This is a genomic window from Kribbella sp. VKM Ac-2569 (assembly GCF_004216905.1).
Taxonomy (GTDB): Bacteria; Actinomycetota; Actinomycetes; order Propionibacteriales; family Kribbellaceae; genus Kribbella.
Genome location: NZ_SGXJ01000001.1, coordinates 297,947 through 322,868, shown reverse-complemented (window position 1 = coordinate 322,868; position 24,922 = coordinate 297,947). Strand labels below are relative to the sequence as shown.

Genomic DNA, 24,922 nt, shown 5'->3' with positions numbered 1-24,922 from the left:
GCGCTACCAGGTCCGGGGCAGCGTCACAAGAAGGTGCTGAGGTCTTCAACGGAACCACGCCAGGTAGCCACATGCAAGGCGGTGTCCGGGGTCTGGAGGTGATTTGAGGCTCAGTTCGCCCGGCTTTCACCTGACCGTCATCAGCGAGGAGCACCTTCGGGTCATGAAACTGAGTCGCCGCCAACTCCTGGCCGCATCCACCGTCGCCGGTGCGTCCCTCGCCGTACCCGGTATCGCCGCTGCGGGGCCGAACCTTGTCCGTCGTGACCGTGCTGCGCTGCCGTCCGGTATCGCGAGCGCCGACGTGACGCCGAACTCGGCCGTCGTCTGGTCGCGCGCCGACCGGCCCGGTCGGCTGGTCGTCCAGCTGACCAGCCACGGCCGTTTCGACAAGGCCATCTGTCTGCGCGGCCCGAAGACGGACGCCGCGGACGATTTCACCGCGCGGCTTCCGCTGCGGGGCCTCCGTCCGGGGCAGCGGTACGACTACCGGCTCGGCTTCGAGGACTCCGATGGCCGGATCGGCGAGACGCTGGACGGTTCGTTCACCACGCCGGGGCGCAACCGGCCGGTCTCGTTCGTGTTCACCGGCGACACCGCGGGCCAGGGGTACGGCATCAACCCCGAGCTCGGCGGGATGATCGCCTACAAGGCGATGCACGACACCCGGCCGGACTTCTTCCTGCACTCCGGCGACAACATCTACGCCGACGGCCCGATCCAGGCCGAGCTGAAAGTTGCCGACGGCACCGTGTGGAAGAACGTGGTGACCGAGGAGGTCGCGAAGGTCGCCGAGACACTGGCCGAGTACCGCGGCCGGTACAAGTACAACCTGCTCGACGAGAACGTGCGCTCGCTGTACGCCGACGTACCGCTGGTCGCGCAGTGGGACGACCACGAGACGCTGAACAACTGGTACCCGGGCGAGGTCATCACCGACGACCGGTACACCGAGAAGCGGGTCGACGTCCTTGCGGCGCGGGCGAAGAAGGCGTTCCTCGAGTACCTGCCGATGGAGCATGTCGGCGGGCGGGACCGGATCTACCGCAAGGTGAGCTACGGCCCGCAGCTCGACGTGTTCTGCCTGGACATGCGCACGTTCCGCGGCGCGAACCCGGTGCCGTCGACGGTCGGGCCGGTGGCGATGCTCGGTGCCGAGCAGGCCGCCTGGCTGGTGCGCGAGGTCGCGGCGTCGCGGGCGACCTGGAAGGTGATCGCCAGCGACATGCCGCTCGGCGTGCTGGTCCCGGACGGCAACCTGATCGAGGCGGTCGCGAACGGTCTACCGGGGGCGCCCGGCGGTCGTGAGCACGAGATCGCCTGGGTGCTCAGCCAGTTCAAGAAACGCAAGGTCCGCAACGCGATCTGGCTGACCGCCGACGTGCACTACGCCGCGGCGCACCACTACGACCCGTCGCGGGCGGCGTTCACCGACTTCGACCCGTTCTGGGAGATCGTGGCCGGGCCGATCAACGCCGGCACCTTCGGGCCGAACGCGCTGGACAGCACATTCGGGCCCGAGGTCGTGTGGTCGAAGGCGGCCGACTTCCCGAGCCAGTCACCGGCGTCCGGCAACCAGTTCTTCGGGCACACCCGGATCGACCCGCGGACCGGCGTGTTCACGGTCTCGCTGCGGAACCTGTTCGGCGCGGTGCTCTGGAGCAAGGACATCACCCCGGCCCGTCCTTGAGGGCCAGTCGTGCTCACCGGGCTCCGGCGCCTGTGCGGGATGCCGCCCGCCGGAGCGCCGGTGAGTACGACGTCACACACGCTGTAGGGCCTCTGCGCCGGGACCGTCGAGCTGCGGCAGGACGACGCGACGTCCGGTGAGCAGCAGGAGCAACGACAGCACAGGACCGCGGAGCTCCGGCCCGTCGCCGACAGTCCAGTCGATGTCGTCGGCGACCAATCTCAGACCGTCGTACGGCACTGGTTTGAAGACCTTGGACAGCCGCGTGCCCCGGCACTCCCAGACGCGCGCGGCCGCCGTCGCGGCTACCTCCGGCGGAACCGCGAGCGTCCGGCCGATCGGGATCGCCAGATCCTGCCCGTGAACGACGATGTCGATCAGCGTCTCGCGCGGAGTGACGCCGAGGTTGTGCCGCCGGGAACCGACCATGCCGCGGATCTCTTCGATGAGCTGTTCGGTCGGCAGCGCCGCCTGGTCGCGGGCGGAGGTTCGGATCATCCAGTTGAGGCTGTGGGCACCCGGATGCTTCAGCGCGAGGCGGAGTACGTCGCCGATGGTCATCTGCTGGAGGGTGAGGTGACCGGCGACGTCGCGTACGGTCCAGCCGTCGCACAGCGAGCGGTGCGACCAATCGGCCGGCGCTAGCGTTGCTAGCAGGTCGGCGGTGCGCAGGCGCTGAGCATCGATCGCGGCCCAGAGTTCGTCATCGTTCATGGTGCCTTCCCCTCCATCGGACGGTAGCTCACATCGGGCGGTGTGGAGCGCGTGCGCTTCAGCTCGTAGAAGTCAGGACACCCTGCGAGCAGCCGTACGCCGTCGAACAGGCGGAGCGCGTCGTCGCCACGGGGGACCGCGTTCAGGACCGGTCCGAAGAAGGCGGTCCCGTCGATGTGCACAACCGGCGTACCGCCGTCGATCCCCACCGGGCGTGTTCCTTCCTCGTGGCTGCGGCGCAGTGCCTCGTCGTACTCCGTGGTGTCGGCGGCGTCCGCGAGCGTCGCGGGCAGTCCCGCCTCTCTCAGGGCTGCTGCCGAGGCGTCGCGATACTCCGTCGGCGTCGGGTAGCGCCAGTGGTCGAAGATCAGGTTGCCGAAAGCACCGTGCCAGGTCCGGAACGCTTCACTGCCGTGGTGCGTGACGACTGCGGTCGCTACTCGGGACGGGCCTGTCGACGCGTCTAGTTGTCGGCTGTAGGTGTCGTTGCGGCCTTCGTTGAGCATGAGCAGGCTCATCACGTGGTAGCGGAGGTCCAGGTCGCGGTGCTGGGCGACCTCCCGTAGCCAGCAGGCCACCACCCACGTGTAGGGGCAGACGGGGTCGACGTACAGGTCCACGCCTGGTGCTGTGCTCTGGCGTTGGCGGGCGTATTCGGTGGGGACGGTGCCCAGGCGCTCAGTGAAGTAGGTCCTGGTGACCTGGTCCCACAGGTCGAGGTCGGCACCAGTCTGGTCGTGTCGCGTCATGTTGCTCAGCGTCCGCCGCGGGGAGGCGTGGCGCATCGTCCGAATTGCTCATCCCTTACTCACCCAGGCTGCGACCTGGGCACGGTTCGCGAAGCCGAGCTTGGTCAGGATGTGCTGGACGTGGTTCTGGGCGGTTCGTTCGGAGATGACCAGTGCAGCGGCGATCTCGCGGTTGCTGAGGCCTTTGGCGACCAGGTCGGCGACTTCTCGCTCGCGCTGACTCAACGGGCCGGTGGGATGGTTGAGTCGTTCCACCCAAGGGGTCATGCCGAGGGTCTTCGCCAGCGGCAGTGTCTCGGCGGCCAGTGCGCGGGCCTGCGCTGGATCACCGGACCTCTCGTACACGTCGGCCAGCAGACAGGCTGCCTCGACCGCGAAGCCAGGCGCACCGATCGACCTGCAGAGCGCACCGGCCTTCTGGAGGTCTACGGCGGCCGCATCCCAGTCGCCGAGCGCGGCAGCGCACGCACCGAGCACCAGCTCGACCGGACCGAGGAAGTTGGTCGCGCCGGCACCGCCGACGACGTACCGGCCACGGCGGGGTTCCAGCCGGGCACGAAAGAGCCGTACGTCGTCAGTGCGGCCGAGTGCGGCCGCGACTCGCGCTGCGATGGCGTCCATCAACAGCTCGGCGGCCCGCATCGGTTGCCAGGACTCCGGGCGGCCGCAGCGTTCGTACGCCGCAGCTGCTTCGTCGAACCGACCTGCGTCCACGAGAACGAACGCGCGAGCCAGGCGGGCGGACAGGTCCCAGCGGACGTCCGTCCCGAACTGCCAGGCCGCAGGGCTCAACAGGTTCTCGGTGTGACCGCGGTGATGGCCGAGCAGCAGCTGGAACGCGACCTCAGCACCATGTGCCGCGGGGTGGTCGATCTGCCGGAAGCCCGCAAGTGCGTCGTCGTGCAGGGCCTCGGCGTCCTCGAACTCAGCCCTGGCCAGTGCGAGCGAGGCCCTCGTCAGCAGCACGTGCCAGCGGCCGTGCGGACCGCTGACACGACCTGCGCAGCTCGCGAGTCGGCCTGTCTCGGCTGCGATCGCGGCCAGGTCGCCGGCGTACCACAGCGCGTCCACCTGCCACAGGCGCCCGCGTAGCTCGATCTCGGCGCGGCCGGTCGACGTACCGAGCTCGATCATGCGGCGTGCTGCGATGGTCAGTTCGTCGACGTCGTCCGGTCCGCTGGTGGCGAGTTGGCGTGCAGTGAGCGCCTCGACGAGCAGGTCGTCATCGTGGATGGTCTCTGCTTGGGTGAGGGCTTCGCTGCTCGCAGTCGAGGCCTCCGACCAGCGGCCGAGGTAGATCGCCGCCTGTGCCTGTCGGGCTCGTAGACGGACCTTGCGCTGTGCTGACTGCCTGGGCGCGGCGAGCGCTTCGGTGCACCACTGGTGGATGTCGCCGTCCCACGCGGACTGGCCGATCGGCTCCAACGTCACTGCTGCGTCTGCGAGCAGGTCGAGGTCCTGCGACGTACGTGCAGTCGCGACCGCGGCTCCGACGGCCGCGTGTGCTGCCGGGAGGTCACCGGCGCGGACAGCTGCCTTTGCGAGGTTCAGTTGCAGCCGTGCTCGTTCTTGTGGATCTGCTGTCACCGCTGCGGCTGCGGACCAGTGCCGCTGGACCTCGGCCGGTGCGTCGACAGCTTCAGCCGTACGGCGGTGCAGGTCGGCGCGGTCGGTCAGGGGCAGCCGTGCCTCGGCATCCCGGCGTACGGACTCGTCGGCGAACCAGGCCTCGCCGGCTGTGACGACCAAGGCGCCAGCACGGACCAGTGCGTCCAGGGCGTCCAGGAAGTCCTTCGGTGGTAGGCCGACGACCTGCTGGAGTACCTCGAGACGCACCCGCTCACCAGCCACCGCAGCGGCGCCCAGCAGCAGGTCAGTTATCACGCTCGCAGTGTGACCGTCACAGGTTAGGTTTGTCAGCATGACCTATCCGGAGAGCCGCCGCGACGATGTGGTCGAGACGTTGCACGGGCACCAGATCGCCGACCCGTACCGCTGGCTGGAAGACCCTGACTCGGCCGACACCCAAGACTGGGTCAGCCGGCAGAACGAGTACACGCAGGCCGAGCTGGCCGGCTACTCCGAGCGTGGCTGGTTCCAGACCACGATGTCCGCGATCCTCGCGCGCCCACGCGCCGGCGTACCGGTCAAGAAGGCGGGCTGGTACTTCGTCGGCCGCAACGACGGCACGCAGGCACAGGACGTGATCTACGTTGCCGATTCGCTCGACGAGCTGCTGTCGCGCGGCCGCGTGCTGATCGACCCGAACACCCTCTCCGAGGACGGCACCGACTCGCTGGGGTCGTTCACCGTCAGCCCTGACGGGAAGTATTTCGCGTACGGCATCAACGAGAGCGGCAGCGACTGGACAACGTACCGGCTGCTCGACATCGCCACTGGCACGCCGGTCGACGATGTGGTGTCGGAAGCCAAGTTCAGCGAGGCGACATGGCTTCCGGACAGCTCGGCGTACCTGTACCTGCACTACCCGGCAAGCGGGCGCAGCGAGGGGACCGAGACGGCGTCGCTGTCCGGTGGGCGGCTGATGCTGCACCGGGTCGGCACACCGCAGTCCGAGGACGAGCTGGTGCTGAGCTTCCCGGGCAAGGACCAGTACTTCATCACGCCGGAGGTGGCCGACGACGACCGGTACCTGATCGTCCACATCTTTGAAGGCACTGACCCGGCCACGCGCCTGTGGGTGTACCCGATCAGCTCGGACGGGCTGGGCGAGCCGGTGAAGGTCGTCGACGAGTTCGTGGACGAGATCGCGTTCGTACGGATGTCCGGCGACCTGCTGGTACTGCGGACCGACCGGGACGCGTCCCGGGGCCGCGTGGTGCTCTCCACGCTGGCCGGTGAGTTCACCGACCTGATCCCGGAGGGGGAGTCGACACTGCAGGCTGTCCGCGGTACGGCGGACGGCCTCGCCACGCTGACGCTCGTCGACGCGCAGCCGGTGCTGACGCTCTACGCGTTGGACGGGTCCGGCCGGCGTGTCGTCGACGTACCTGGCGGGGGAGTGGTCGGCCTCAACGCCGGAGCGGAGTACGACGAGCTGTTCATCGGCCTGTCGACGACAACCGATCCCACGCTGTCGTACGCCGTTTCGACCGGGTCAGGCGACGTACGCGCACTGCCGGAGCTTGTCCGTGGCACGGGTGGCTCAGTTGGATTCACACCGCCACAGGTCACCGTGACGCGCCGCATCGCTCCTGGCCGCGACGTGCCGTACTTCCTGATCACCCGGTCCGACCTGGACTTCGAGGCACCGCGTCCGACGCTCATGTGGGGGTACGGCGGGTTCCGCATCCCGGTCGAGGCCGACTACCGCCCCGGCTGGCCGGCGTGGCTTGCCGCAGGCGGCGTACTGGTCATCACGAACCTGCGTGGTGGCGGTGAGTACGGGGCCGAGTGGCATGACGCGGGCCGGCTCAAGAACAAGCAGAACGTGTTCGACGACTTCATCGCGGTCGCTGAACACCTGCGGGACACCGGCGTGACCACTCCGGAGCAGCTGGCCATCCACGGTCGCAGTAACGGCGGACTGCTTGTCGGCGCGGTCATGACGCAGAGGCCGGACCTGTTCGCCGTCGCACTGCCCGGCGTGGGCGTCCTGGACATGCTGCGGTTCCACCTGTTCACCGTGGGAGCGGCGTGGGCGTCCGACTTCGGTCTGCCGGACGATCCCGAGCAGTTCGAGGACCTGTTGGCCTACTCGCCACTGCATCGCGTCAGCGACGGTACGGCGTACCCGGCAACTCTCGTGACCACAGGCGACCATGACGACCGCGTGGTTCCGTTGCACAGCCACAAGTTCATCGCGGCGCTGCAGCATGCCCAGTCCGATCCGCGGCCTGTCTTGACTCGGGTCGAGGTCAACACCGGCCATGGCTTCGGAAAGCCCGCCGCGATGATCGCGGCGGAGTGGGCGGACCTACTGGCGTTCGCTGCTCACCATGTAGGTCTCGTACCTCCTGAGCAGTAGGAGGGCTGCTTCACCAGATGCGGGGCGCTTGGAGGTCGCGGGGATCGTCGGCCGGCTGACAGCCGTGCGCGCTCTCCGTGTACTCCGTGCGCGGGCCGCTCGTGGCCAGCGTGCGTACGGCGTCGACGAGCCGGTCCACGTGCTCACGGGTCGTCCCGAGGCCGAGGCTGGCGCGGACCGCCGTACCGTGCTCGGGGGAGCCGGCGAGGAGGTGGCCGACCAGCGGGTGCGCGCAGAACTTGCCGTCCCGGACACCGATGCCGTACTCCGCGCTCAGCGCCGCGGACACCAGCGTCGAGGTCAGACCGGCGACCGTGAAACACACGGTGCCGACACGATCCGCGTCCTCGCCGAAGATCGAGTACGTGGTGACGTTGTCGATCTGAGCGAGCCCGGTGCGCAGGCGCGCCAGCAGGCTGCGCTCGTGCTGCTCGATCGCGTCCCGGTGCTTGCTGATCGCGGCACAGGCGCTCGCCAAGGCGATGGCACCGATGACGTTCGGGGAGCCGCCCTCGTGGCGGGCCGGGCCGGTCGTCCACACCACGGTGTCGCTGGTGACGGCGTGGGTCGCGCCGCCGCCGTGCAGGTACGGGTCGGCGGCGTCAAGCCAGTCGGAGCGGCCGATCAGCGCACCCGCGCCGTACGGCGCGTAGAGCTTGTGACCGGACAGGGCGACCCAGTCGACGTCCAGGGTGGCGATGTCGACCGGGCGATGCGGGGCGAGCTGCGCGGCGTCCAGGCAGACGCGCGCACCGTGCGCCTTGGCCACCTTGGCGATGTCGGCAATCGGGAAGATCTCGCCGGTGACGTTGGACGCGCCGGTGATCACCACGAGCCGCGGGCCCTCAGGCGCCTGACGGAGCGCGTCGGCGACCCGGGTCACGGCCTCGGCCGGGCTCGACGGCGCGGCCAGGCGAACGGTCCGCTCGGTCGGCCAGGGCAGGAGCGCCGCGTGGTGCTCGGACTCGAACACGATCACGGTCGCGTCCGCCGGCACTGCGCGGGCCAGCAGGTTCAGCGCGTCGGTGGTCTGGCGGGTGAAGATCACCTGGTCGTCCGCACGGGCCCCGACGAAGGCGTGCACCTCGGCGCGCGCCCGCTCGTACCACTGCGTGGTGATCCGCGAGGCGTACCCGTTGCCGCGGTGCACCGACGCGTACGACGGCAGCGCGGCCTCGACACTGGCCCGGACGGACTCCAGACACGGCGCGCTCGCACCGTGGTCGAAGTTCGCGTAGTCGGTGACCCGGCCGTCGGCGAGCGGGACCAGGAGGTCCGAGCCGACCGTGGCGGGGATGCTGCCGGTCGCGAGCCGGGCGATCGCCGGCCGCGGAGTCGTCGTACTGGCCGGCTCGAGAATGGACAGGATCGACATGATGCTGCTCCCAGGGAAGTCCGCACTTGCCGAACGGGGTATCCGCACGGCCTGGTCTTCACCCGGGGCACCCCGCCGCGGAGGAGGGTTGCCGGCCAGCTAGCCGGGGCTTGTCGCTGACACTCATGACCTGCCGAGAACGGTAACGAACGGGATACAGGCACCGCCAGTGGCTATCTCATGTGATGAGATGGCTGCACACATCGTGGGACGAGACAAGGAATTCGATGACCTGGAGAGCACCTGCCGTCGAGCGACCGGACGGCTCGCTGACCGCACCCGAAGCGGAACTGCTGCACGGCTACCTGCAGTTCTACCGCACCACGCTGCTCTTCAAGTGCGCGGGTCTGACCGCCGAGCAGTTGGCCGAACGGCCGTCGCCGCCGTCCAACCTGTCGCTGCTGGGCCTGATCAGGCATCTCACCAAGGTCGAGCGGATCTGGTTCCGCATCCACTTCGCCGACGAGCCCGCCGAGCCGCTGTTCGCGCCGGAGCTCGGCAAGGACGCGGACTTCGAGTTGATCGACCCTGCTGACGCGCAGACGGCGTACGACGGTCTGATCGCCGAGTGGAAGCTCTCTGACGACGCAGCCGCCGGTCGCTCGCTGGACGACCGCTTCACGTTCAAGGGCACCGAGTCGACGCTGCGGATGATCTACATCCACCTGATCGGCGAATACGGCCGCCACTGTGGCCACGCCGACCTCTTGCGGGAGCAACTCGACGGCACCACAGGCGCGTAACACGACCTACCGCGCCCCTAGGCTGCCGCCGTGCCGTTCACCCTCGCCCACCCTGCGGCCGTGCTCCCGCTGTTCCGCCGGCCCTTCGTGGCGTCAGCCCTGGTGGCCGGTGCGGTGGCGCCTGACCTGCTGTACGTCGACCCGATCTACCGGATCGCCACACGGCAGATCAACGGCAACTTCACACTGACTCTCACACACGAGTTCACCTCTGCTTTGTGGCTGGACCCGCTGCTGGCACTGGTGCTGCTCGCTGTCTTCAATCTGGGTCTCAAGCGGCCCCTGATCGCTCTCGCCCCACCTGTGCTCTCCGGCCGACTGGAGATTCCACGCCGGCCGTTCCGCATCCCCAGCGCCGCCGTCGTGCTCTGGACGGTCGTCTCAGCCGTCGTGGGAGCAGTCACTCACGTCGTCTGGGACTCGTTCACCCACGGCGACGGCTACTTCGTCCGCCAGTTCCCCGGGTTCTTCCGGGCTCAGGTGACGGGAGCGTGGGACGTCAACCGCATCCTCCAGTACGTCAGCACACTGGGCGGCTGCCTCGTTCTCGCGGCGTGGCTCTATCGCTGGTACCGCCGTACAGCACCGCAGCCTGTTGATGAGCGCATGCCGACGTGGATGCGGTACCTCGTCTACGTCGGGGCCATCGGTCTGGCGGTCGGGGGAGTGGTTGTGGAGCTCGGCAGGGTCGACGGCGGGTTCGGCGGCGAAACCGGGGTACGAACGGTGCTCACCGGCCTCGTGTCCGGCGGTCTGATCGCTGTCGGTGCGTACGTCGTGCTGTGGCACCTGGAGCGGCTGCGACGGCGAACCCACGTTTCGTGACGCTACGTATGGGGCGGTGTGATCGGCGTGTGACACGTGGGACTCAAGGGGTAGTCGGGGTAGCCTGATCAATATGGCGACCCGCACGTCTCCCCCGGCGCGGGCGCAGAAGTCGGCAGCTAAACGGCCGAGCACGGCCCGTTCGGCTGCCGGTGGACGCTCCCGTCCGTCAGGCGCCCAGAAGCGTGGGCAAAGCGCGAAGCGCGGTGGATCCACCGCCGCGCGGACCAGCACGCCCAAAAACAGCGGACCGGGCCCGTTCGCGGCCGCCATGCTCGCGCTCTGTCGCGGGGTGGTGAAGGTCTGGATCGGCATCGCGCACCTGCTCGGCAGCATGGTGCGGGGGATCGGTCACAGCGCCCGCGACCTGGAGCCGGAGCATCGCCGTGACGGCGCCGGCCTGTTCCTGATCGGCCTGTCGGTCGTCGTGGCTGCAGCGATCTGGTGGGACCTCCCAGGCTCGGTCGGCGACGGCGTACGGACCGTGGTCGGCGGCAGCATTGGCATGCTCGGCTGGGCCCTGCCGCTGATGCTGGTGGTCATCGCGATCCGCACACTGCGTCACCCCGACCGCAACGGCCCGGCCGGCCGTCAGGTCATCGGATGGACCGCGGTGAGCCTCGGCGTACTGGGCCTGATCCACATCGCCAACGGTCTGCCGCGGCCGAGCAACCCGGCCGACGGACCGCTGCGTGACGCCGGCGGCGCGATCGGGTACTTCGTCTCGTCGTTCCTCTCCGACCTGCTCACGCAGTACGTCGCAGCGCCGCTGCTCGTGCTGCTGTCGATCTTCGGCGCGCTGGTGATCACCGGTACGCCGGTCTACGCGATCCCGCTGCGGTTCCGGGCGGCGTTCGACGTACTGATGGGACGGACCGAGCTGCCTGAGGACGCTCCGTCCGTGATCGCGGCACCGACCGACGACACGGTCCGGCTGACCCGCAAGCAGCGGCGTGCCAAGGCCGAGCTCGAGGAGGACGGCGAGCCGACGATCAAGCCGTACGACTCACCGGTGCTCGAGGAGACCCCGAAGCGCGGCCGCAAGGCCAAGGCGCAGCCGGTGGTCGAGGAGCCCTACGACGTCGACGATGCACCCTCGCCAGCCGCAGCTGAGCCCGCCTTCGAGGCGCCGGCTCCGAGCAAGCCGCCGGCACCGGCGCCCGAGCCGCCGCCGCACACGCCGCTGCCGCAGCGTGTCGAGCAGCTCAGCCTGTCCGGCGACATCACGTACACGCTGCCCGACGGCCAGATGCTCAAGCCGGGTTCGGTGCACAAGGCCCGGACGAAGGCGTCGGACGCGGTGGTCGACCGGCTGACCGAGGTGTTCGAGCAGTTCGGCATCGACGCGCAGATCACCGGCTACACCCGCGGCCCGACAGTCACCCGGTACGAGGTCGAGCTCGGCTCCGCGGTGAAGGTCGAGAAGGTCACCGCGCTCTCCAAGAACATCGCGTACGCCGTCGCGTCGGCCGACGTCCGGATCCTGTCGCCGATCCCGGGCAAGTCCGCGATCGGCATCGAGATCCCGAACACCGACAAGGAGATCGTCAGCCTCGGCGATGTGATCCGGTCCGCGACCGCGCGCAACGACCATCACCCGATGGTGGCCGGCCTCGGCAAGGACGTCGAGGGCGGCTTCGTGGTCGCGAACATGGCGAAGATGCCGCACCTGCTGGTCGCGGGCGCAACCGGTTCGGGCAAGTCGGTGTTCGTCAACTCGCTGATCACCTCGGTCCTGATGCGGGCCACACCGGACGAGGTGCGGATGATCCTGGTCGACCCGAAGCGGGTCGAGCTGAACCACTACGAGGGCATCCCGCACCTGATCACGCCAATCATCACCAACGCCAAGAAGGCGGCCGAGGCGCTGCAGTGGGTCGTCCGCGAGATGGACATGCGGTACGACGACCTCGCGGCGTTCGGGTTCCGGCACGTCGACGACTTCAACAAGGCGGTCCGTAGCGGGAAGGTGAAGCCGCTACCGGGATCCGAGCGCGTGCTGACGCCGTACCCGTATCTGCTGGTGATCGTCGACGAGCTCGCCGACCTGATGATGGTCGCGCCGCGCGACGTCGAGGACTCGATCGTCCGCATCACCCAGCTGGCCCGGGCCGCCGGTATCCACCTGGTGCTCGCCACGCAGCGGCCGTCGGTGGACGTCGTCACCGGTCTGATCAAGGCGAACGTGCCGTCGCGACTGGCGTTCGCGACCTCGTCGCTGGCCGACAGCCGGGTCATCCTCGACCAGCCGGGTGCGGAGAAGCTCGTCGGTCAGGGTGACGGTCTGTTCCTGCCGATGGGCGCGAGCAAGCCGATGCGTATCCAGGGCGCGTGGGTGACGGAGTCCGAGATCCACGGCGTCGTCGAACACTGCAAGACCCAGCTGGAGCCGACGTACCGCGAGGACGTCACCGCGGCTCCGGGGCCGAGCAAGGACCTCGACGACGAGATCGGTGACGACCTCGACCTGGTGGTGCAGGCAGCGGAGCTGATTGTTTCCACCCAGTTCGGCTCGACGTCGATGCTGCAGCGTAAGCTCCGCGTCGGCTTCGCCAAGGCCGGCCGGCTGATGGACATCCTGGAGAGCCGCGGCGTCGTCGGTCCCAGTGAGGGTTCGAAGGCCCGGGACGTCCTGGTCAAGCCCGACGACCTAGAGGATTTCATCACCACCCTCCGAGGAGAGTGAGACCGTGACCGCCGCGAGCGCACTGCCCAGGCAGGACCGATTCGACGTCGACCCCGAGCCAGTGCCGTTCACCGTTCGCGCCTCGCAGCGGGTGCACGGCGGGCTCGCCGCCGGCGCGGCGCTGGTGGCGATCGGTTTCGCGGCGTCGGCGTCCACGAGTCCGGCCGGCATCCTGCGCTGGATCGTGGCGGCCGCGTTCGCCGTACTCGCGGTGGTGTGTGCCCGCGCGCTGACAGTGGGGGACATGCTGGTGGCCGACGACGTCGGCATCCGGCTGCGCATCGGCAGCGAATGGGTGGGTACACGGTGGGAGGACATCGAAGAGGTGACGGTGCTGCAGCGGCGGCATCCGCTCGACGACGGGCGGATCGCCGTACACCTGCAGGATCCTGGGCCCGTCCTCGGTGCGATGCCGAGTTCGACCCGCAAGACAACCGATGCCAACCGCCGTCTGACCGGATCCTCACTCGCGATACCGTTCGGGTTGACGGCTCGGCCGTCCAACGGGGAAGTGGTGCAGGCACTGCACATGCTGGCCGATGCCAGATGTCCGGTCAGGGAACAGCTCTGACTCGTCCGTGACCCCGACGAGCCCAAGCCGTTGAGTTGATGTCGTTGTGTTGATGTCGATGCACCGGCTGTCGACGGTCCGCGCGAACAGGTCGGACGAGGAGAGGATGGTGGGGACGTGAGCATCGGCAGCGAGCTCACGGCGGCCCGCGAACGGGCCGACATGACGATCGAGCAACTGAGCGCCGCCACCCGGATCAGATCCGGGCTGCTGATCGCCATGGAGGCCGACGATTTCTCCCGCTGCGGCGGGAACTTCTACGCCCGTGGGCACATTCGGTCGATCGCTCGCGTGGTCAAGGCCGACCCCGCACCGTTGCTCGCCAGCTTCGACGCCGAACAGGCCGTCGAGGAGGAGAAGTCCCGGCGCGAGGAACGCGCCGTGGCCAAGGCCCCGACCCTCCGCCCGGCCCGCCCGCGCTGGGCCCTCGTGGTCGGCGCGATCCTGGTCATCTTGATGGGCTGGGGGATGGTGCGGCTCTTCACGCTGCCCAGCGACATCGAGGCCAACGCGTCCAAGACCGCGACCACGACGGCAACGGTCACGACGCCGACCCCGAAAGCGTCGCCGCAGCCGACGGTGCGGCCCACCAAGAAGCCGACGTCGGCCAAGCCGCCGGCTCTGCAGACCGCGCTGAGGCTGACGGCGACGGGCGATGGCACCTATCTGACAATCCGGGACAGGAAGAATCGGCGCCTCTTCCAGGGCCGCCTCAGCCCGGGCATCGCGCAATCCGTCACCAGCGCCGGCGACATCCGGGTGACTGTGGGCAATCCCGGCAACCTCGTCGTCGTCCTCAACGGCAAGCGGATCCCCACCAAGCTCTACAAGTTCACCGCGCACCCGAACGGCACCCTCAGCAAGACCACCGGCAACCAGTAATCAAGCTTCTGGGTTAGGTACGGACGTGCACAGCGCGTCATACTCGTGGGGATGACTACGCCACCCACCACCGTCGCCCTGGTCACGCTGGGCTGTGCCCGTAACGATGTCGACTCCGAGGAACTCGCCGGCCGGCTCGAAGCCGGGGGATTCCAACTGGTCGACGACGCCGCCGAGGCAGACACGGTGGTGGTGAACACCTGCGGCTTCGTCGAGGCCGCCAAGAAGGACTCCGTCGACACGCTGCTCGCGGCTGCCGACTACAAGGACTCCGGCCGCACGCAGGCCGTTGTCGCGGTCGGCTGCCTTGCCGAGCGGTACGGCGAGCAGCTCGCGGACGCACTCCCGGAGACGGACGCCGTACTCAGCTTCGACGACTACACCGACATCTCGGACCGCCTCCGCGCGATCCTCGCCGGCACCAAGCACCAGGCCCACGTACCGCGCGACCGCCGCAAGCTCCTTCCGCTGGCCCCCGCAGACCGCCACGCCACCTCCGCCCCAGCAATCCCCGGCCACGGCGACCCGACCGCTGCTGGGCAGACGCCTGTGCTCGGTGATCACATCCCCGAGGCCCTCCGGCCGGTCGGCACCGCCTCGGACGCTCCCGGTGAACTCAAGGGACGCTTCGTCACCGGTGTACCGGAAGAGCTGAAGATCGACGCCCCCGACCTCGCGACCGCCCCCGCGAGCGGCCCCCGCGTCATGCGCCGTCGCCTCGACGGCGGCCCGATGGCCCCGCTGAAACTCGCCTCCGGCTGCGACCGCCGCTGCGCGTTCTGCGCGATCCCGATGTTCCGCGGCGCCTTCATGTCCCGGCGGCCCGCCGAGGTACTCCGCGAAGCCGAGTGGCTTGCTGAGAACGGCGTACGGGAACTCTTCCTGGTCTCCGAGAACTCGACCTCCTACGGCAAGGACCTCGGCGACCTCCGCCTCCTCGAGACCCTGGTCGGCGAGATCGCCCAGGTGTCCGGCATCACCCGCGTGCGCGTCTCGTACCTGCAGCCCGCCGAGATGCGCCCCACCCTGATCACCGCGATGACCGCCACCCCCGGCGTCGTCCCGTACTTCGACCTGTCCTTCCAGCACGCCTCCGGCCCGCTCCTGCGCCGGATGCGCCGCTTCGGCGACTCCGAGCGTTTCCTCGAACTCATCGCCCAGGTCCGCGCCGCCGCCCCGACCGCCGGCATCCGCAGCAACGTCATCGTCGGCTTCCCGGGCGAGACCGAAGAGGACGTCGACATCCTCTGCGACTTCCTCTCCCGCGCCGGCCTGGATGCGATCGGCGTCTTCGGCTACTCCGACGAGGACGGCACCGAGGCCGAGACGTACGACGGCAAACTCGACGAGGACACCATCGCCGACCGCCTGGACCGCGTCACCCGCCTCGCCGAAGACCTGACGTCCTCCCGCGCCGAGTCCCGCATCGGCGAACTCCTGGAGGTCCTCATCGAATCCCTCGACTCGGCGGACTCCGGCGACGCCGAGGGCCGTGCGGCGCACCAGGGCCCCGAGGTGGACGGAATGACGACGGTGACCGGCCTCCCGGACGGGATCCGGGTCGGGGATCTGGTCTCCGCGAAGGTCGTGTCGAACGACGGCGTCGACCTGATCGCCGAGTTCGCGGCACTCGTGAACGCCCCAGACGCCCGTCCGGCAGCTAACCTGACCGCGTGACCAACCCGGAGACGAACCCGGCGCCGCACGCAGCCGGCGGCCATCTCCACGCGCCCAGCGCCTGGAACGTGCCGAACGCGCTCACGGTCCTCCGCCTGGTCCTGGTGCCGCTGTTCGTCTGGCTCCTACTCCGCGACGGCGGCCACACCACCGGCGACCGCCTCCTCGCCACGGCCGCGTTCGTCGTCGCCATCGTCACCGACCGCTTCGACGGCGACATCGCCCGCCGCTGGAACCTGGTCACGAACTTCGGCAAGATCGCCGACCCGATCGCCGACAAGGCCCTCACCGGCGCCGCCTTCCTCGGCCTCTCGTACCTCGGCGAACTCCCGTGGTGGGTCACCATCGTCGTCATGGTCCGCGAGTGGGGCGTGACAGCCCTCCGCTTCTGGGTCATCCGCCACGGCGTTATGCCCGCCAGCCGAGGCGGCAAACTGAAGACGGTTCTCCAAGCTGTAGCCCTGGGCCTCTACCTCCTCCCATGGCAACACCTGGCCGTAGTCCACTGGCCCGCAGTAGCCATCATGGCCGCGGCCGTCCTGGTAACCCTCGTCACCGGCCTCGACTATCTCTCCCGAGCCCTCCGCCTAAGAGCCGCCGCCAAACGCCCCCTCCCGTAACCCCCACCCGCCGCGTGATCGCGGCAGCGGGTTGTCGGACGGATCTACGAATCGGCCAGCCAGGCGAGCATCTCGCCGCGGAGCCAGCAACGGCCGACCGCCGTGGCGTGCAGTGACGTGTGGTCGAACACGCCCAAGCCCACGATGCTGTGCCCCGAAGCCCGCCGATCGCCGAACGTCGGCATCCCCGGCGCGACGCCAACCCCCTCGACCGACACCCACGCCACCGGCCGCCGGGTCGCCGCCTCGTCGAGCCGTTGCAAAAACCGCAACCGCCCCTCGAGATCCAGCCCCGACAACGCCCAGGTCGTGATCACCACCGGGAGTACGTCGTCAGGCACCGAGGCGATCGCCTCCGGCAGAACGTCGACAACACCACCCCGCACCAGCACCGGAGGAGCCGCCTCCGCCAACGCCAACTCCGCCTTGAGCATCGCCAACCGCTCTACCTGATCCGGCGGAACACACGCCCGCAGCCAACGCGCCTCGTCCACATCAGTCACATCAACCGGATCAACATCAACCACAACCCGAGCCGCAACCTCCGGCATCGCTCGTAGTGGCACGAGCCCGTCGCCCACAACCGAAGCCGACGCTTGCACCGCAGAACCCGCGTCACCCAACGACTGCCCGTTGGAGTACGAGATCCCCACCCGGTCAACAGTCAGATTCAGCCCGGCCGACCGCCCCACATCGATCAGCCCAACCGAACCCGCTCCAACCCGCCGCGCCACCTCAGCAACGGCGGGATACAACACTGCGTGCCGCCCACCCTCGTCGCCGCGAACCTTCCGCTTCGCACCAGCCTCCAAAACCAAGTCCCCACGCCGCCGAACCACCTCAACAGCCACCGCTCCAACCACATCCAGCCCAGCTGCATTCGTCGTGGCGGTGGTGTTTGCGGTGGCGAAGGCGGCGGCCAGGTCGGGAGCCTGTCCGGAGAGCGCGAGGTGGTGAAGTGCGGCGAGGATTGCCGTCGGATGCCGGCGGCGTGGCGGCGCGTTCTCGATCACGCGTAGCGCTTCAGGTGACTCGCTCAGTGCAATCGCCATGCGCGCGTAGACCGGCGAAGTCTTCAGCGCGTCGACTTCACCGAACCGCCGATACACCTGCGCGAGAGTGCGCCCGCGCACCCCACCCTTCGCTCTCCCACCAGTCGCCTGCGGCATTCGAACGAGTCTAGCCACGCACCCCCGCCCAGTGCCGTCGGCTATTGACCGAAGTCTTGCCATGTTGCCGCCTTCCCGTCGCGTCGTGGGTGGTGTATCGGAGGTTGGTGGGACCGTGGTGTTGGGTGGTGGGTGTTGAGTAGCGGTGTCTGCTGAGAGTCGGAGGTGGCCGTGGGCGGCGGGGTCGAGGTGGCGGTTGAGCGGCTCGTGGAGTTGTTGCTGGAACGTGGCGTGACGCTGGCTACTGCTGAGTCGTTGACGGGTGGGATGGTCGGGGCGGTTCTGACGGATGTGCCGGGGGTGTCGGCTGTGTATCGGGGTGGCGTGGTGGTCTACGCGACTGATCTCAAGGCCAAGCTGGCGGGAGTTCCGGAGGAGCTGCTGGCTGCTGTGGGCCCGGTGCACCCGGATACGGCTGCTGCATTGGCCAGCGGCGTGCGGGAGCGTCTGGAGGCGGACTACGGGCTCGCGACGACCGGTGTGGCCGGACCGGACCCGCAGGCGGGTGTCGAGGCCGGCACGGTGTACGTCGCCGCGGCCGGACCGGACTCGGTGCAGGTGCGGAAGTTGCAGCTGAGCGGTGATCGGGCAGCTGTGCGCCGGGGGAGTGTGCTGGCCGTCCTGGAACTCGGAGCAGAACTTGTGGCGGAAGAACTCGACTGATCGGGGTGTTGGGACCAGCATGGGGACAGGTAAGGCAGACTGGCACGGCGCACCGAAGGTGGACATTGCGAGAAGTAGTGACCCAGCAACAGGTACCGTTGGTTCCTACGGTCGAGCTACCGTGCGAGTAGACGCGACCGGACAGGCGGAAGGGAGAAACCTCATGGTGCTGGTTCGTGGCCTGCTGGGCGACGTGCTGCGGCGTAAGCGGCTGCGCCAGGGGCGCACTCTGCGCGAGGTATCCGCCGACGCACGCGTCAGCCTCGGCTATCTGTCCGAGGTCGAGCGCGGTCAGAAGGAAGCTTCGAGCGAGTTGCTGGCGGCTATCTGCATGGCCCTGGAAGTGCCGTTGTCGACGGTGTTCGCCGAGGTCAGCGAAGATCTGGCGCGCGAAGAGGCTCTGGTGCTGGCGCACCCGACCATCGAGCCCGAGGTCGTGGCTGCGGCCTGAGCCGCGGGTCATCGGACCCCTGCGTCGGGAGTCGAACCACTGCTGGACGGCTGGATCAGTGCTGTCCGGGTCGGCCAGACGAGTTGCAGCGCGGGCAGCGGCGGCTGACCGGGCCGCCGGAACATCGTGTTGGCGGTGTACAGGTGGTGCGCCGAGTCGGGAAATCGCAGGAGCTCGGCGGTGTGCGGAGGCGGGAAGAAGCCGGACAGGTCGTCTCCCTCGTCGAAGGCCGCTCCTTCCAGCACCGCCCAGGCGAGTGGCTTGAGCCCTAGGTAGGCGTAGCACGGCTCCGGATCGAAGACGATGATCTCCGGATGCCGGTACAGGCTGAGGCCGAGTGTGTACGCGAAGGCAGGGTTCCGCCCGCCGTCGCCCTCGATGAACTGCATCGTCCAGCCGTACGTCTGGATGTTTCGCTCGAGCTGGCGCGAGTACCGCTCGTCGTCCAGGCCGCCGCACTTGTCGCACATCACCGTCTCCTTTCGCTCGAACAGTTGTTCGATGCGTCAGAGAAGGTATCCGTGTTCACTCCCTCCGGAGGCGTTGTCCACAGGGCAATTTCACCAGGAATTTCGCCAGGAATCAGGCTTCGGGCTGGCAGGCCGGGCACCAGTAGGTGACCCGTTCGCGAGTCGGCTCGCCGAGAGAGGACGTGAGGATCGTCGTACCGCATCGGCGGCAGGGCTTGCTGGCGCGTTCGAACACCCATGAGCGTTGTCCCGGCCGGTCGATGCCTGTGCTGACCTGGGTGCCGTTGCGGACGTTGGCCTTCATCAGCTTGCGGCTCAGGTCGATCGCGGCGGGGACATCGACAGCCTCGACCGGGCGCCACGGGTGCAAGCCGAGCAGGAAGCAGACCTCGGTGCGGTAGAAGTTGCCGATTCCGGCGAGGTTGCGTTGGTCGAGCAGCGCCTCGCTGACGGTGCGGCCCGGATCGGACTCGACGTTCGAGATGGCGAGTGCGCGATCGAACGACGGGGACAGGAGGTCCGGGCCGAGATGCCCGACAACGGTGTCTTCCTTGCCGGAGGCGACGAGGTCGAGCACCGGAAGCCGGTATCCGACGGCCGTCCACGGTGCGGTTTCGAGGACCACGCGGATCTCGTGGTCGGGTCCGCCGCGCCAACGCTCGTCGGGACGGTACAGGTGCCAGCTGCCGTCCATCCGAAAGTGGCTGTGCAGCGTGAGCCCACCGGACAGCCGCATCAGGATGTGCTTGCCGCGCGCAACGACTTCCAGCACGGTTCGTCCGCTCAGATCGGTCGTCGCCAACGAAGGCACACGGAAGTCGGTCCGAACGAGTTCCTGCCCGGCAAGCGCCTGATTCAGCCGCTTGCAGGCTCGCCAGACGGTATCTCCTTCAGGCATGACCGACTACTTCAGGCCCGGAGCCGCAGACCGCGTGGCGTGGCGTGGAAGCCCGCCTTGGCCAGAGCGTCCCCGAACGCGGTATGGCGAACCTGCTCACCGTCGGCCGTCTCCACGCTGAGCTTGCCGAGCTGACCGTCCCGGATCGACAAGGCCAACGCGTCAACGGCCGGCTGCAGCAGATCGGGATCCTCCGTGAAACTGAGCACGGTCCGCCCGCCACGTTCGACGTACACGATCAGCTGTCCGTCGACCATCACGACCAACGCGCCCGCCTTCCGGCCGGGACGGTGGCCGCCGGCGCTTTCCCGCTCGGGCCATGGCAACGCAGCGCCGTACGGGTTTGCTGGATCGGACGCAGCCAGTACGACGGCGCGCGCGGTCAGCTCCTCGTCCTTCCGGCCGCGAGCGGCACCGCCTGTCCGTGCGCCACCAGGCCCGAACCGTCCGGGGGGACCGAACGGTCCGTCCGGCTTCGAAGAAGTTGGTAGCTCGGCGAGCGCCCGCAGCCGATCGACTGCGCCAGGCAACGCGAACTGGGCAGCTCCGAGGCCTGCAACGAAGTACCCGCGCCGGCACCGCCCGGACTCCTCGAAGGCGCTCAGCACCTTGTAGACGGCCGCGAACCCACCGGGCGTCCGCTCGGTGATCACCGAACCCCGCGTCACGATGCCGTAGCGATCGAGAAGGGTCTCGGCCGCGGCATGTGCCCGCCGAGTCGCATCGGAGCTTCGGGCCGGAAGCAACGACCATCGCCCACCAGCCGTCGGCGGACCACTCCGCGACGGCATCGCGGGTCGGCCTGGCCGCATCGGGCGTCCCGGACGCGCACGTGGAGTCGCACGACGTGTTCGGTGACTGCCGCGGCCGCCACCGACGAGCGATCTGACCGGCGTCAGTGTGTCGTTCGTCAGATACCCGGCCCAGACGAGGTCCCAGAGAACGCCGACCAGCGTCTCGTCCTCGATCGCACCCGAACTCGATCCGACGACGTCGCTCAACTGCCGGAAGAAGAACGCGCCGCCGCCCGACAACGCGTCCAGCACAGCCTGGTGCGTTTCGCCGAGCTCGAAGGCCGGATCCGGGTCAGGCAGCGTCAAGTCGCAGTTGTCAGCCAGATGCAGCGACACCCATCCGTCCGTCCCGGGCAATGAACCGGAGCCGGCCCACACCACTTCACCGGTCGCGGTCAGCTCGTCCAACATCGACGGCTGATACCCAGGCACCCGCGACGGCAGCACGATCGACTCCAGCGCCGACGCCGGCACCGCGCATCCCGCGAGTTGCTCGATCGCGCCGAGAAGTACGTCGTACCCGCGGCCGCGGCTGCTCGTGATGCCTTGCCAGGCGGGCAGGAATCGCGCCAGCGCGGATGGATCGACCGGCTCGACCTCCTTCCGCAATGCGGCGAGAGAACGCCGTCGCAGCAGCCGGAGGACCTCGCTGTCACACCACTCGAGCGCGATCCCACCCGGCAGGAATTCGCCTTCGACGACTCGCCCAGCCGCGCCGAGCCGCCGTAGCGCGTCGGTGACGACTGCGACTCCGATGCCGAGATGGGTCGCGAGATCGATCGCGCGGAACGGTCCGTGCGTCCGCGCATACCGAGACACCAGGTCGCCGAGCGGATCGGCGACAGGCTCGGCATGCGCCTCCGCAACGCCAGGGGGCAGCGGCACGCCGAGCGCGTCACGCAACCGAGCCACATCCTCGACGACCGCCCAGCGATGCTCACCCGCGATCCGCACCCGTACGACGCGGCGCGCGGCCGCGAGCGACGTCAGCCAGGACTCCGCATCCGAACCGTCGACGGACCGCTGGGTTGCCTCCGGCAACGACAGCGGACCGATGATTCGCAATACGTCGAACAACCCTTCCGCATCACGCGCTCGGCGATCCTCGGCGAGGCGTTGCAACTCGGCCTCGGTCCGCAGTACGACCTCGGCGTCGAGCAACTCACGAAGCTCGGTCCGCCCGAGCAACTCGGCCAGCAAGCTCTGATCCAGCGACAATGCGGCAGCACGCTTCTCGGCGAGCGGACTGTCGCCCTCGTACATGAAGGCGCCCACATAGCCGAACAGCAACGACTTCGCGAACGGCGACGCCTCGGACGTCTCCACCTCGACGACCGAGATCCGGCGCTCACTGATACCGGTCAGCAGATCCTTCAACGCAGGAAGGTCGTAGACATCCTGCAAGACTTCGCGCAGTGTCTCGAGCACGATCGGGAACGACCCGAACTTGCTCGCGACACTCAGCAACTGCGAGGCACGCTGCCGCTGCTGCCACAGCGGTGACCGTCGTCCCGGGTTGCGTCGTGGCAGCAGCAAGGCCCGCGCCGCGCACTCCCGGAACCGCGCCGCGAACAACGCCGACCCACCAACCTCGGTGGTCACCAGATCCTCGATGTCCGCCGGATCGAACAGCACCAGATCCGCGCCCGGCGGCGGCTCGTCCGTCTCCGGCAGGCGCAGCACGATCCCGTCGTCGCCGGACACCGACTGCGCGTCCATCCCGTAACGGTCCCGGAGCCGCGCCGCGATCGCCAGCGCCCACGGGCCGTGCACCTGACCGCCGTACGGCGAGTGCACGCATACCCGCCAGTCGCCGAGCTCGTCACGGAACCGCTCGACCACGATCGTCACGTCGTCGGGCACTCGGCTGGTCGCGTCGCGCTGCTCCGCGAGATACGAGACGAGGTTGTTCGCGGCGTACTCGTCCAGACCCGCGGTCCGCGCGCGCTCGATCGCCTTGGCCGCAGGCAACGACGCCATCTTGCGGACGAACGCGCCGGTCGCCGCGCCGAGCTCAGCCGGCCGCCCGACCGCATCGCCCTTCCAGAACGGCAGTCTGCCCGGCTGGCCGGGCGCGGGGGAGACGAGCACGCGGTCGTGCGTGATGTCCTCGATCCGCCAGCTCGACGCGCCGAGGGTGAACACGTCGCCGACGCGCGACTCGTACACCATCTCCTCGTCGAGCTCGCCGACCCGGTGGTTCGTCGACTCGCCGACCAGGAACACGCCGAACAGCCCGCGGTCCGGAATCGTCCCGCCGCTCGTCACCGCGAGCCGCTGCGCGCCCGGGCGGCCGGAGATCTCACCGCTGACCCGGTCGAACACGATCCGCGGCCGGAGCTCCGCGAACTCGTCCGACGGGTACCGACCGGACAGCATGTCGAGCACCCCGTCGTACGCCGATCTCGGCAGGGTCGCGAACGGCGCGCAGCGGCGTACCAGGGAAAAGAGCTCGTCGACGTCGACGGAGTCGAGGGCCACGATCGACACGATCTGCTGCGCAAGGACGTCCAGCGGGTTGGCCGGGATGTGCAGGCTCTCGATGAGGCCGTCGCGCATCCGCTGCACGACGACGGCGGTGTCGATCAGATCGCCGCGGAACTTGGGAAACAGCACGCCGCGCGACACCGCTCCCACCTGGTGACCCGCACGACCGACGCGCTGCAGTCCGCTGGCAACGGACGGCGGCGCCTCGACCTGGATGACGAGATCCACGGCGCCCATGTCGATGCCGAGCTCGAGGCTGCTCGTCGCCACGACGCACGGCAGCCGACCGGATTTCAGATCCGCTTCGATCAGTGCCCGCTGCTCCTTGCTGACCGAGCCGTGGTGGGCCCGCGCGATCAACGGCGGAGCCGCGAGCGATCCGCCCGACTGCGCCATCAGCTGCGCAGGCGAGCCGAGCTCCGGCAGCTCCAGCTCGGCGCGCTCGGCCGCGATCTCGTTCAGCCGGGCGGTCAGTCGCTCGGCGAGGCGGCGCGAGTTCGAAAAGACGATCGTCGAACTGTGCTGACTGATCAGGTCGAAGACGTGCTCCTCGACATGCGGCCAGATCGAAGCATGCTGCTGAGGACCGGCCGCGGACCCCGAAGTCTCCACCTCGGTCGCGGCCAGCTCGGCCATGTCCTCGACCGGTACGACGACGCTCAGATCCCACTGCTTCGTGAACTTGGGCTGCACGACCGTCACCGGCCGCTCACCGCCGAGGAACCGCGCGACCTCCTCCACCGGTCGCACCGTCGCCGACAGACCGATGCGCTGCGCCGGCTGCGGCAGCAGTGTGTCCAGCCGCTCGAGGGTCAGCGCGAGATGCGCGCCCCGCTTGGTCCCGGCGACCGCGTGCACCTCGTCGATGATGACGGTCTCGACACCGCGCAGCGACTCCCGGCCTTGCGAGGTCAGCAACAGGAACAGGGACTCCGGCGTCGTGATCAGTACGTCGGACGGCCGCGTGGCGAACCGTCGCCGCTCGTTGGCCGGGGTGTCGCCCGAGCGCACCGCGACCTCGACATCGATCGGCGCCTCACCGAGCCGGCGGGCGGTCTCGCGGATGCCGATCAACGGCGCGCGAAGGTTGCGCTCGACGTCGACGGCGAGCGCCTTCAGCGGTGACACGTAGAGCACCCGGCAGCGCAACTTCGGATCGTCCGGCGGCGGTGTCGTGGCCAGCTTGTCCAGGGCCCACAGGAAGGCTGCCAGCGTCTTCCCGGAGCCGGTCGGGGCGACCACCAGCGCGTCCCGGCCCGCGGTGATGGCGTCCCACGCCTCGAGCTGGGCCGGGGTGGCCGCCTCGAAGACGTCGCCGAACCACGCCCGGGTCGCGGGCGAGAACCGGCTCAACGCGCTGGTCTTCTTCACGCTGACCATCTTGCCGGGTCCCGCCGACAGTTTTCACGGACCGCCCGGTCGCCCACCGTGAGCAGGCGCTTTCCGTCCGGTGCGCCGGTTGTCCCCTTC

At 68.9% G+C, this 24,922-nt stretch carries 19 protein-coding genes and 1 riboswitch; of the genes, 11 read left to right on the top strand and 8 right to left on the bottom strand.

Annotated features, from left to right (window positions below; genetic code table 11):
* Positions 1 to 163: 163 nt before the first annotated feature.
* Entirely contained in the window at positions 164 to 1,690 is a 1,527-nt protein-coding gene (locus tag EV649_RS01475; protein WP_130379696.1) for an alkaline phosphatase D family protein, read from the top strand.
* 72 nt (positions 1,691 to 1,762) lie between these two features.
* Here EV649_RS01475 and EV649_RS01470 read toward each other — a convergent pair whose 3' ends face one another.
* From EV649_RS01470 to EV649_RS41395, 3 genes are read right to left on the bottom strand one after another with little or no spacing between them, the layout of a single operon-like run.
* Positions 1,763 to 2,404: a maleylpyruvate isomerase family mycothiol-dependent enzyme gene (locus EV649_RS01470; protein ID WP_130379694.1), complete on the bottom strand. Its 642-nt coding sequence runs from the start codon at positions 2,402 to 2,404 to the stop codon at positions 1,763 to 1,765.
* Positions 2,401 to 3,153, bottom strand: a complete 753-nt coding sequence (locus tag EV649_RS01465) for a disulfide bond formation protein DsbA (RefSeq protein WP_241997649.1) — start codon at positions 3,151 to 3,153, stop codon at positions 2,401 to 2,403. The genes EV649_RS01470 and EV649_RS01465 overlap by 4 nt, the downstream gene beginning before the upstream one ends.
* A 48-nt stretch (positions 3,154 to 3,201) precedes the next feature.
* Complete coding sequence (locus EV649_RS41395; protein WP_157996144.1) at positions 3,202 to 5,037, bottom strand: helix-turn-helix transcriptional regulator; 1,836 nt, start codon at positions 5,035 to 5,037, stop codon at positions 3,202 to 3,204.
* A 37-nt stretch (positions 5,038 to 5,074) separates the two neighbouring features.
* Here EV649_RS41395 and EV649_RS01455 point away from each other — a divergent pair, with 37 nt between their 5' ends.
* Positions 5,075 to 7,141 (top strand): prolyl oligopeptidase family serine peptidase, encoded by a 2,067-nt coding sequence (locus tag EV649_RS01455; protein ID WP_130379690.1) that lies wholly within the window; start codon positions 5,075 to 5,077, stop codon positions 7,139 to 7,141.
* Positions 7,142 to 7,151: 10 nt separating this feature from the next.
* Here the strand turns inward: EV649_RS01455 and EV649_RS01450 are convergent, their stop codons facing one another.
* The gene (locus EV649_RS01450; RefSeq protein ID WP_130379688.1) at positions 7,152 to 8,516 is read right to left on the bottom strand and encodes an aminotransferase class V-fold PLP-dependent enzyme; all 1,365 of its coding nucleotides are present in this window, start codon (positions 8,514 to 8,516) and stop codon (positions 7,152 to 7,154) included.
* A gap of 17 nt (positions 8,517 to 8,533) precedes the next feature.
* A riboswitch (SAM riboswitch) is annotated at positions 8,534 to 8,647 on the bottom strand.
* 96 nt (positions 8,648 to 8,743) lie between these two features.
* On the opposite strand from EV649_RS01450, the gene EV649_RS01445 reads away from it, so the two are divergent.
* From EV649_RS01445 to pgsA, 7 genes are all read left to right on the top strand, one after another.
* Entirely contained in the window at positions 8,744 to 9,259 is a 516-nt protein-coding gene (locus tag EV649_RS01445) for a DinB family protein (protein WP_130379686.1), read from the top strand.
* A 30-nt stretch (positions 9,260 to 9,289) separates the two neighbouring features.
* Positions 9,290 to 10,084 (top strand): DUF4184 family protein, encoded by a 795-nt coding sequence (locus tag EV649_RS01440; protein WP_130379684.1) that lies wholly within the window; start codon positions 9,290 to 9,292, stop codon positions 10,082 to 10,084.
* A 73-nt stretch (positions 10,085 to 10,157) separates the two neighbouring features.
* The gene (locus EV649_RS01435; protein WP_198682258.1) at positions 10,158 to 12,770 is read left to right on the top strand and encodes a DNA translocase FtsK; all 2,613 of its coding nucleotides are present in this window, start codon (positions 10,158 to 10,160) and stop codon (positions 12,768 to 12,770) included.
* A gap of 4 nt (positions 12,771 to 12,774) precedes the next feature.
* Positions 12,775 to 13,341 (top strand): hypothetical protein, encoded by a 567-nt coding sequence (locus tag EV649_RS01430; RefSeq protein ID WP_130379682.1) that lies wholly within the window; start codon positions 12,775 to 12,777, stop codon positions 13,339 to 13,341.
* A gap of 117 nt (positions 13,342 to 13,458) precedes the next feature.
* Positions 13,459 to 14,223, top strand: coding sequence for a helix-turn-helix domain-containing protein (locus tag EV649_RS01425; protein ID WP_241997648.1), 765 nt, complete (start codon positions 13,459 to 13,461; stop codon positions 14,221 to 14,223).
* Between the two features lie 51 nt (positions 14,224 to 14,274).
* Positions 14,275 to 15,900, top strand: a complete 1,626-nt coding sequence (gene rimO / locus EV649_RS01420) for a 30S ribosomal protein S12 methylthiotransferase RimO (RefSeq protein WP_130379680.1) — start codon at positions 14,275 to 14,277, stop codon at positions 15,898 to 15,900.
* Positions 15,897 to 16,520 (top strand): CDP-diacylglycerol--glycerol-3-phosphate 3-phosphatidyltransferase, encoded by a 624-nt coding sequence (gene pgsA / locus EV649_RS01415; RefSeq protein ID WP_130379678.1) that lies wholly within the window; start codon positions 15,897 to 15,899, stop codon positions 16,518 to 16,520. Before rimO ends, pgsA begins: the two co-directional genes overlap by 4 nt.
* Before the next feature lie 44 nt (positions 16,521 to 16,564).
* On the opposite strand, the gene EV649_RS01410 is transcribed toward pgsA, so the two are convergent.
* Positions 16,565 to 17,689, bottom strand: a complete 1,125-nt coding sequence (locus EV649_RS01410) for a DUF2332 domain-containing protein (RefSeq protein ID WP_130379676.1) — start codon at positions 17,687 to 17,689, stop codon at positions 16,565 to 16,567.
* A gap of 171 nt (positions 17,690 to 17,860) precedes the next feature.
* Here EV649_RS01410 and EV649_RS01405 point away from each other — a divergent pair, with 171 nt between their 5' ends.
* Both EV649_RS01405 and EV649_RS01400 read left to right on the top strand, forming a co-directional pair.
* Positions 17,861 to 18,352 (top strand): CinA family protein, encoded by a 492-nt coding sequence (locus EV649_RS01405; protein WP_241997647.1) that lies wholly within the window; start codon positions 17,861 to 17,863, stop codon positions 18,350 to 18,352.
* 163 nt (positions 18,353 to 18,515) lie between these two features.
* The gene (locus tag EV649_RS01400) at positions 18,516 to 18,803 is read left to right on the top strand and encodes a helix-turn-helix transcriptional regulator (RefSeq protein ID WP_130379674.1); all 288 of its coding nucleotides are present in this window, start codon (positions 18,516 to 18,518) and stop codon (positions 18,801 to 18,803) included.
* Positions 18,804 to 18,811: 8 nt separating this feature from the next.
* Here the strand turns inward: EV649_RS01400 and EV649_RS01395 are convergent, their stop codons facing one another.
* The 3 genes from EV649_RS01395 to EV649_RS01385 form a co-directional block, all read right to left on the bottom strand.
* A complete protein-coding gene (locus EV649_RS01395; RefSeq protein ID WP_130379672.1) occupies positions 18,812 to 19,273 on the bottom strand; it encodes a DUF4262 domain-containing protein in 462 nt (153 codons plus the stop codon).
* A 112-nt stretch (positions 19,274 to 19,385) separates the two neighbouring features.
* Positions 19,386 to 20,171 (bottom strand): DNA-formamidopyrimidine glycosylase family protein, encoded by a 786-nt coding sequence (locus tag EV649_RS01390; RefSeq protein ID WP_130379670.1) that lies wholly within the window; start codon positions 20,169 to 20,171, stop codon positions 19,386 to 19,388.
* Between the two features lie 11 nt (positions 20,172 to 20,182).
* On the bottom strand, positions 20,183 to 24,832 hold the full coding sequence (locus EV649_RS01385; protein WP_130379668.1) for an ATP-dependent helicase: 4,650 nt from the start codon (positions 24,830 to 24,832) through the stop codon (positions 20,183 to 20,185).
* Positions 24,833 to 24,922: the final 90 nt, after the last annotated feature.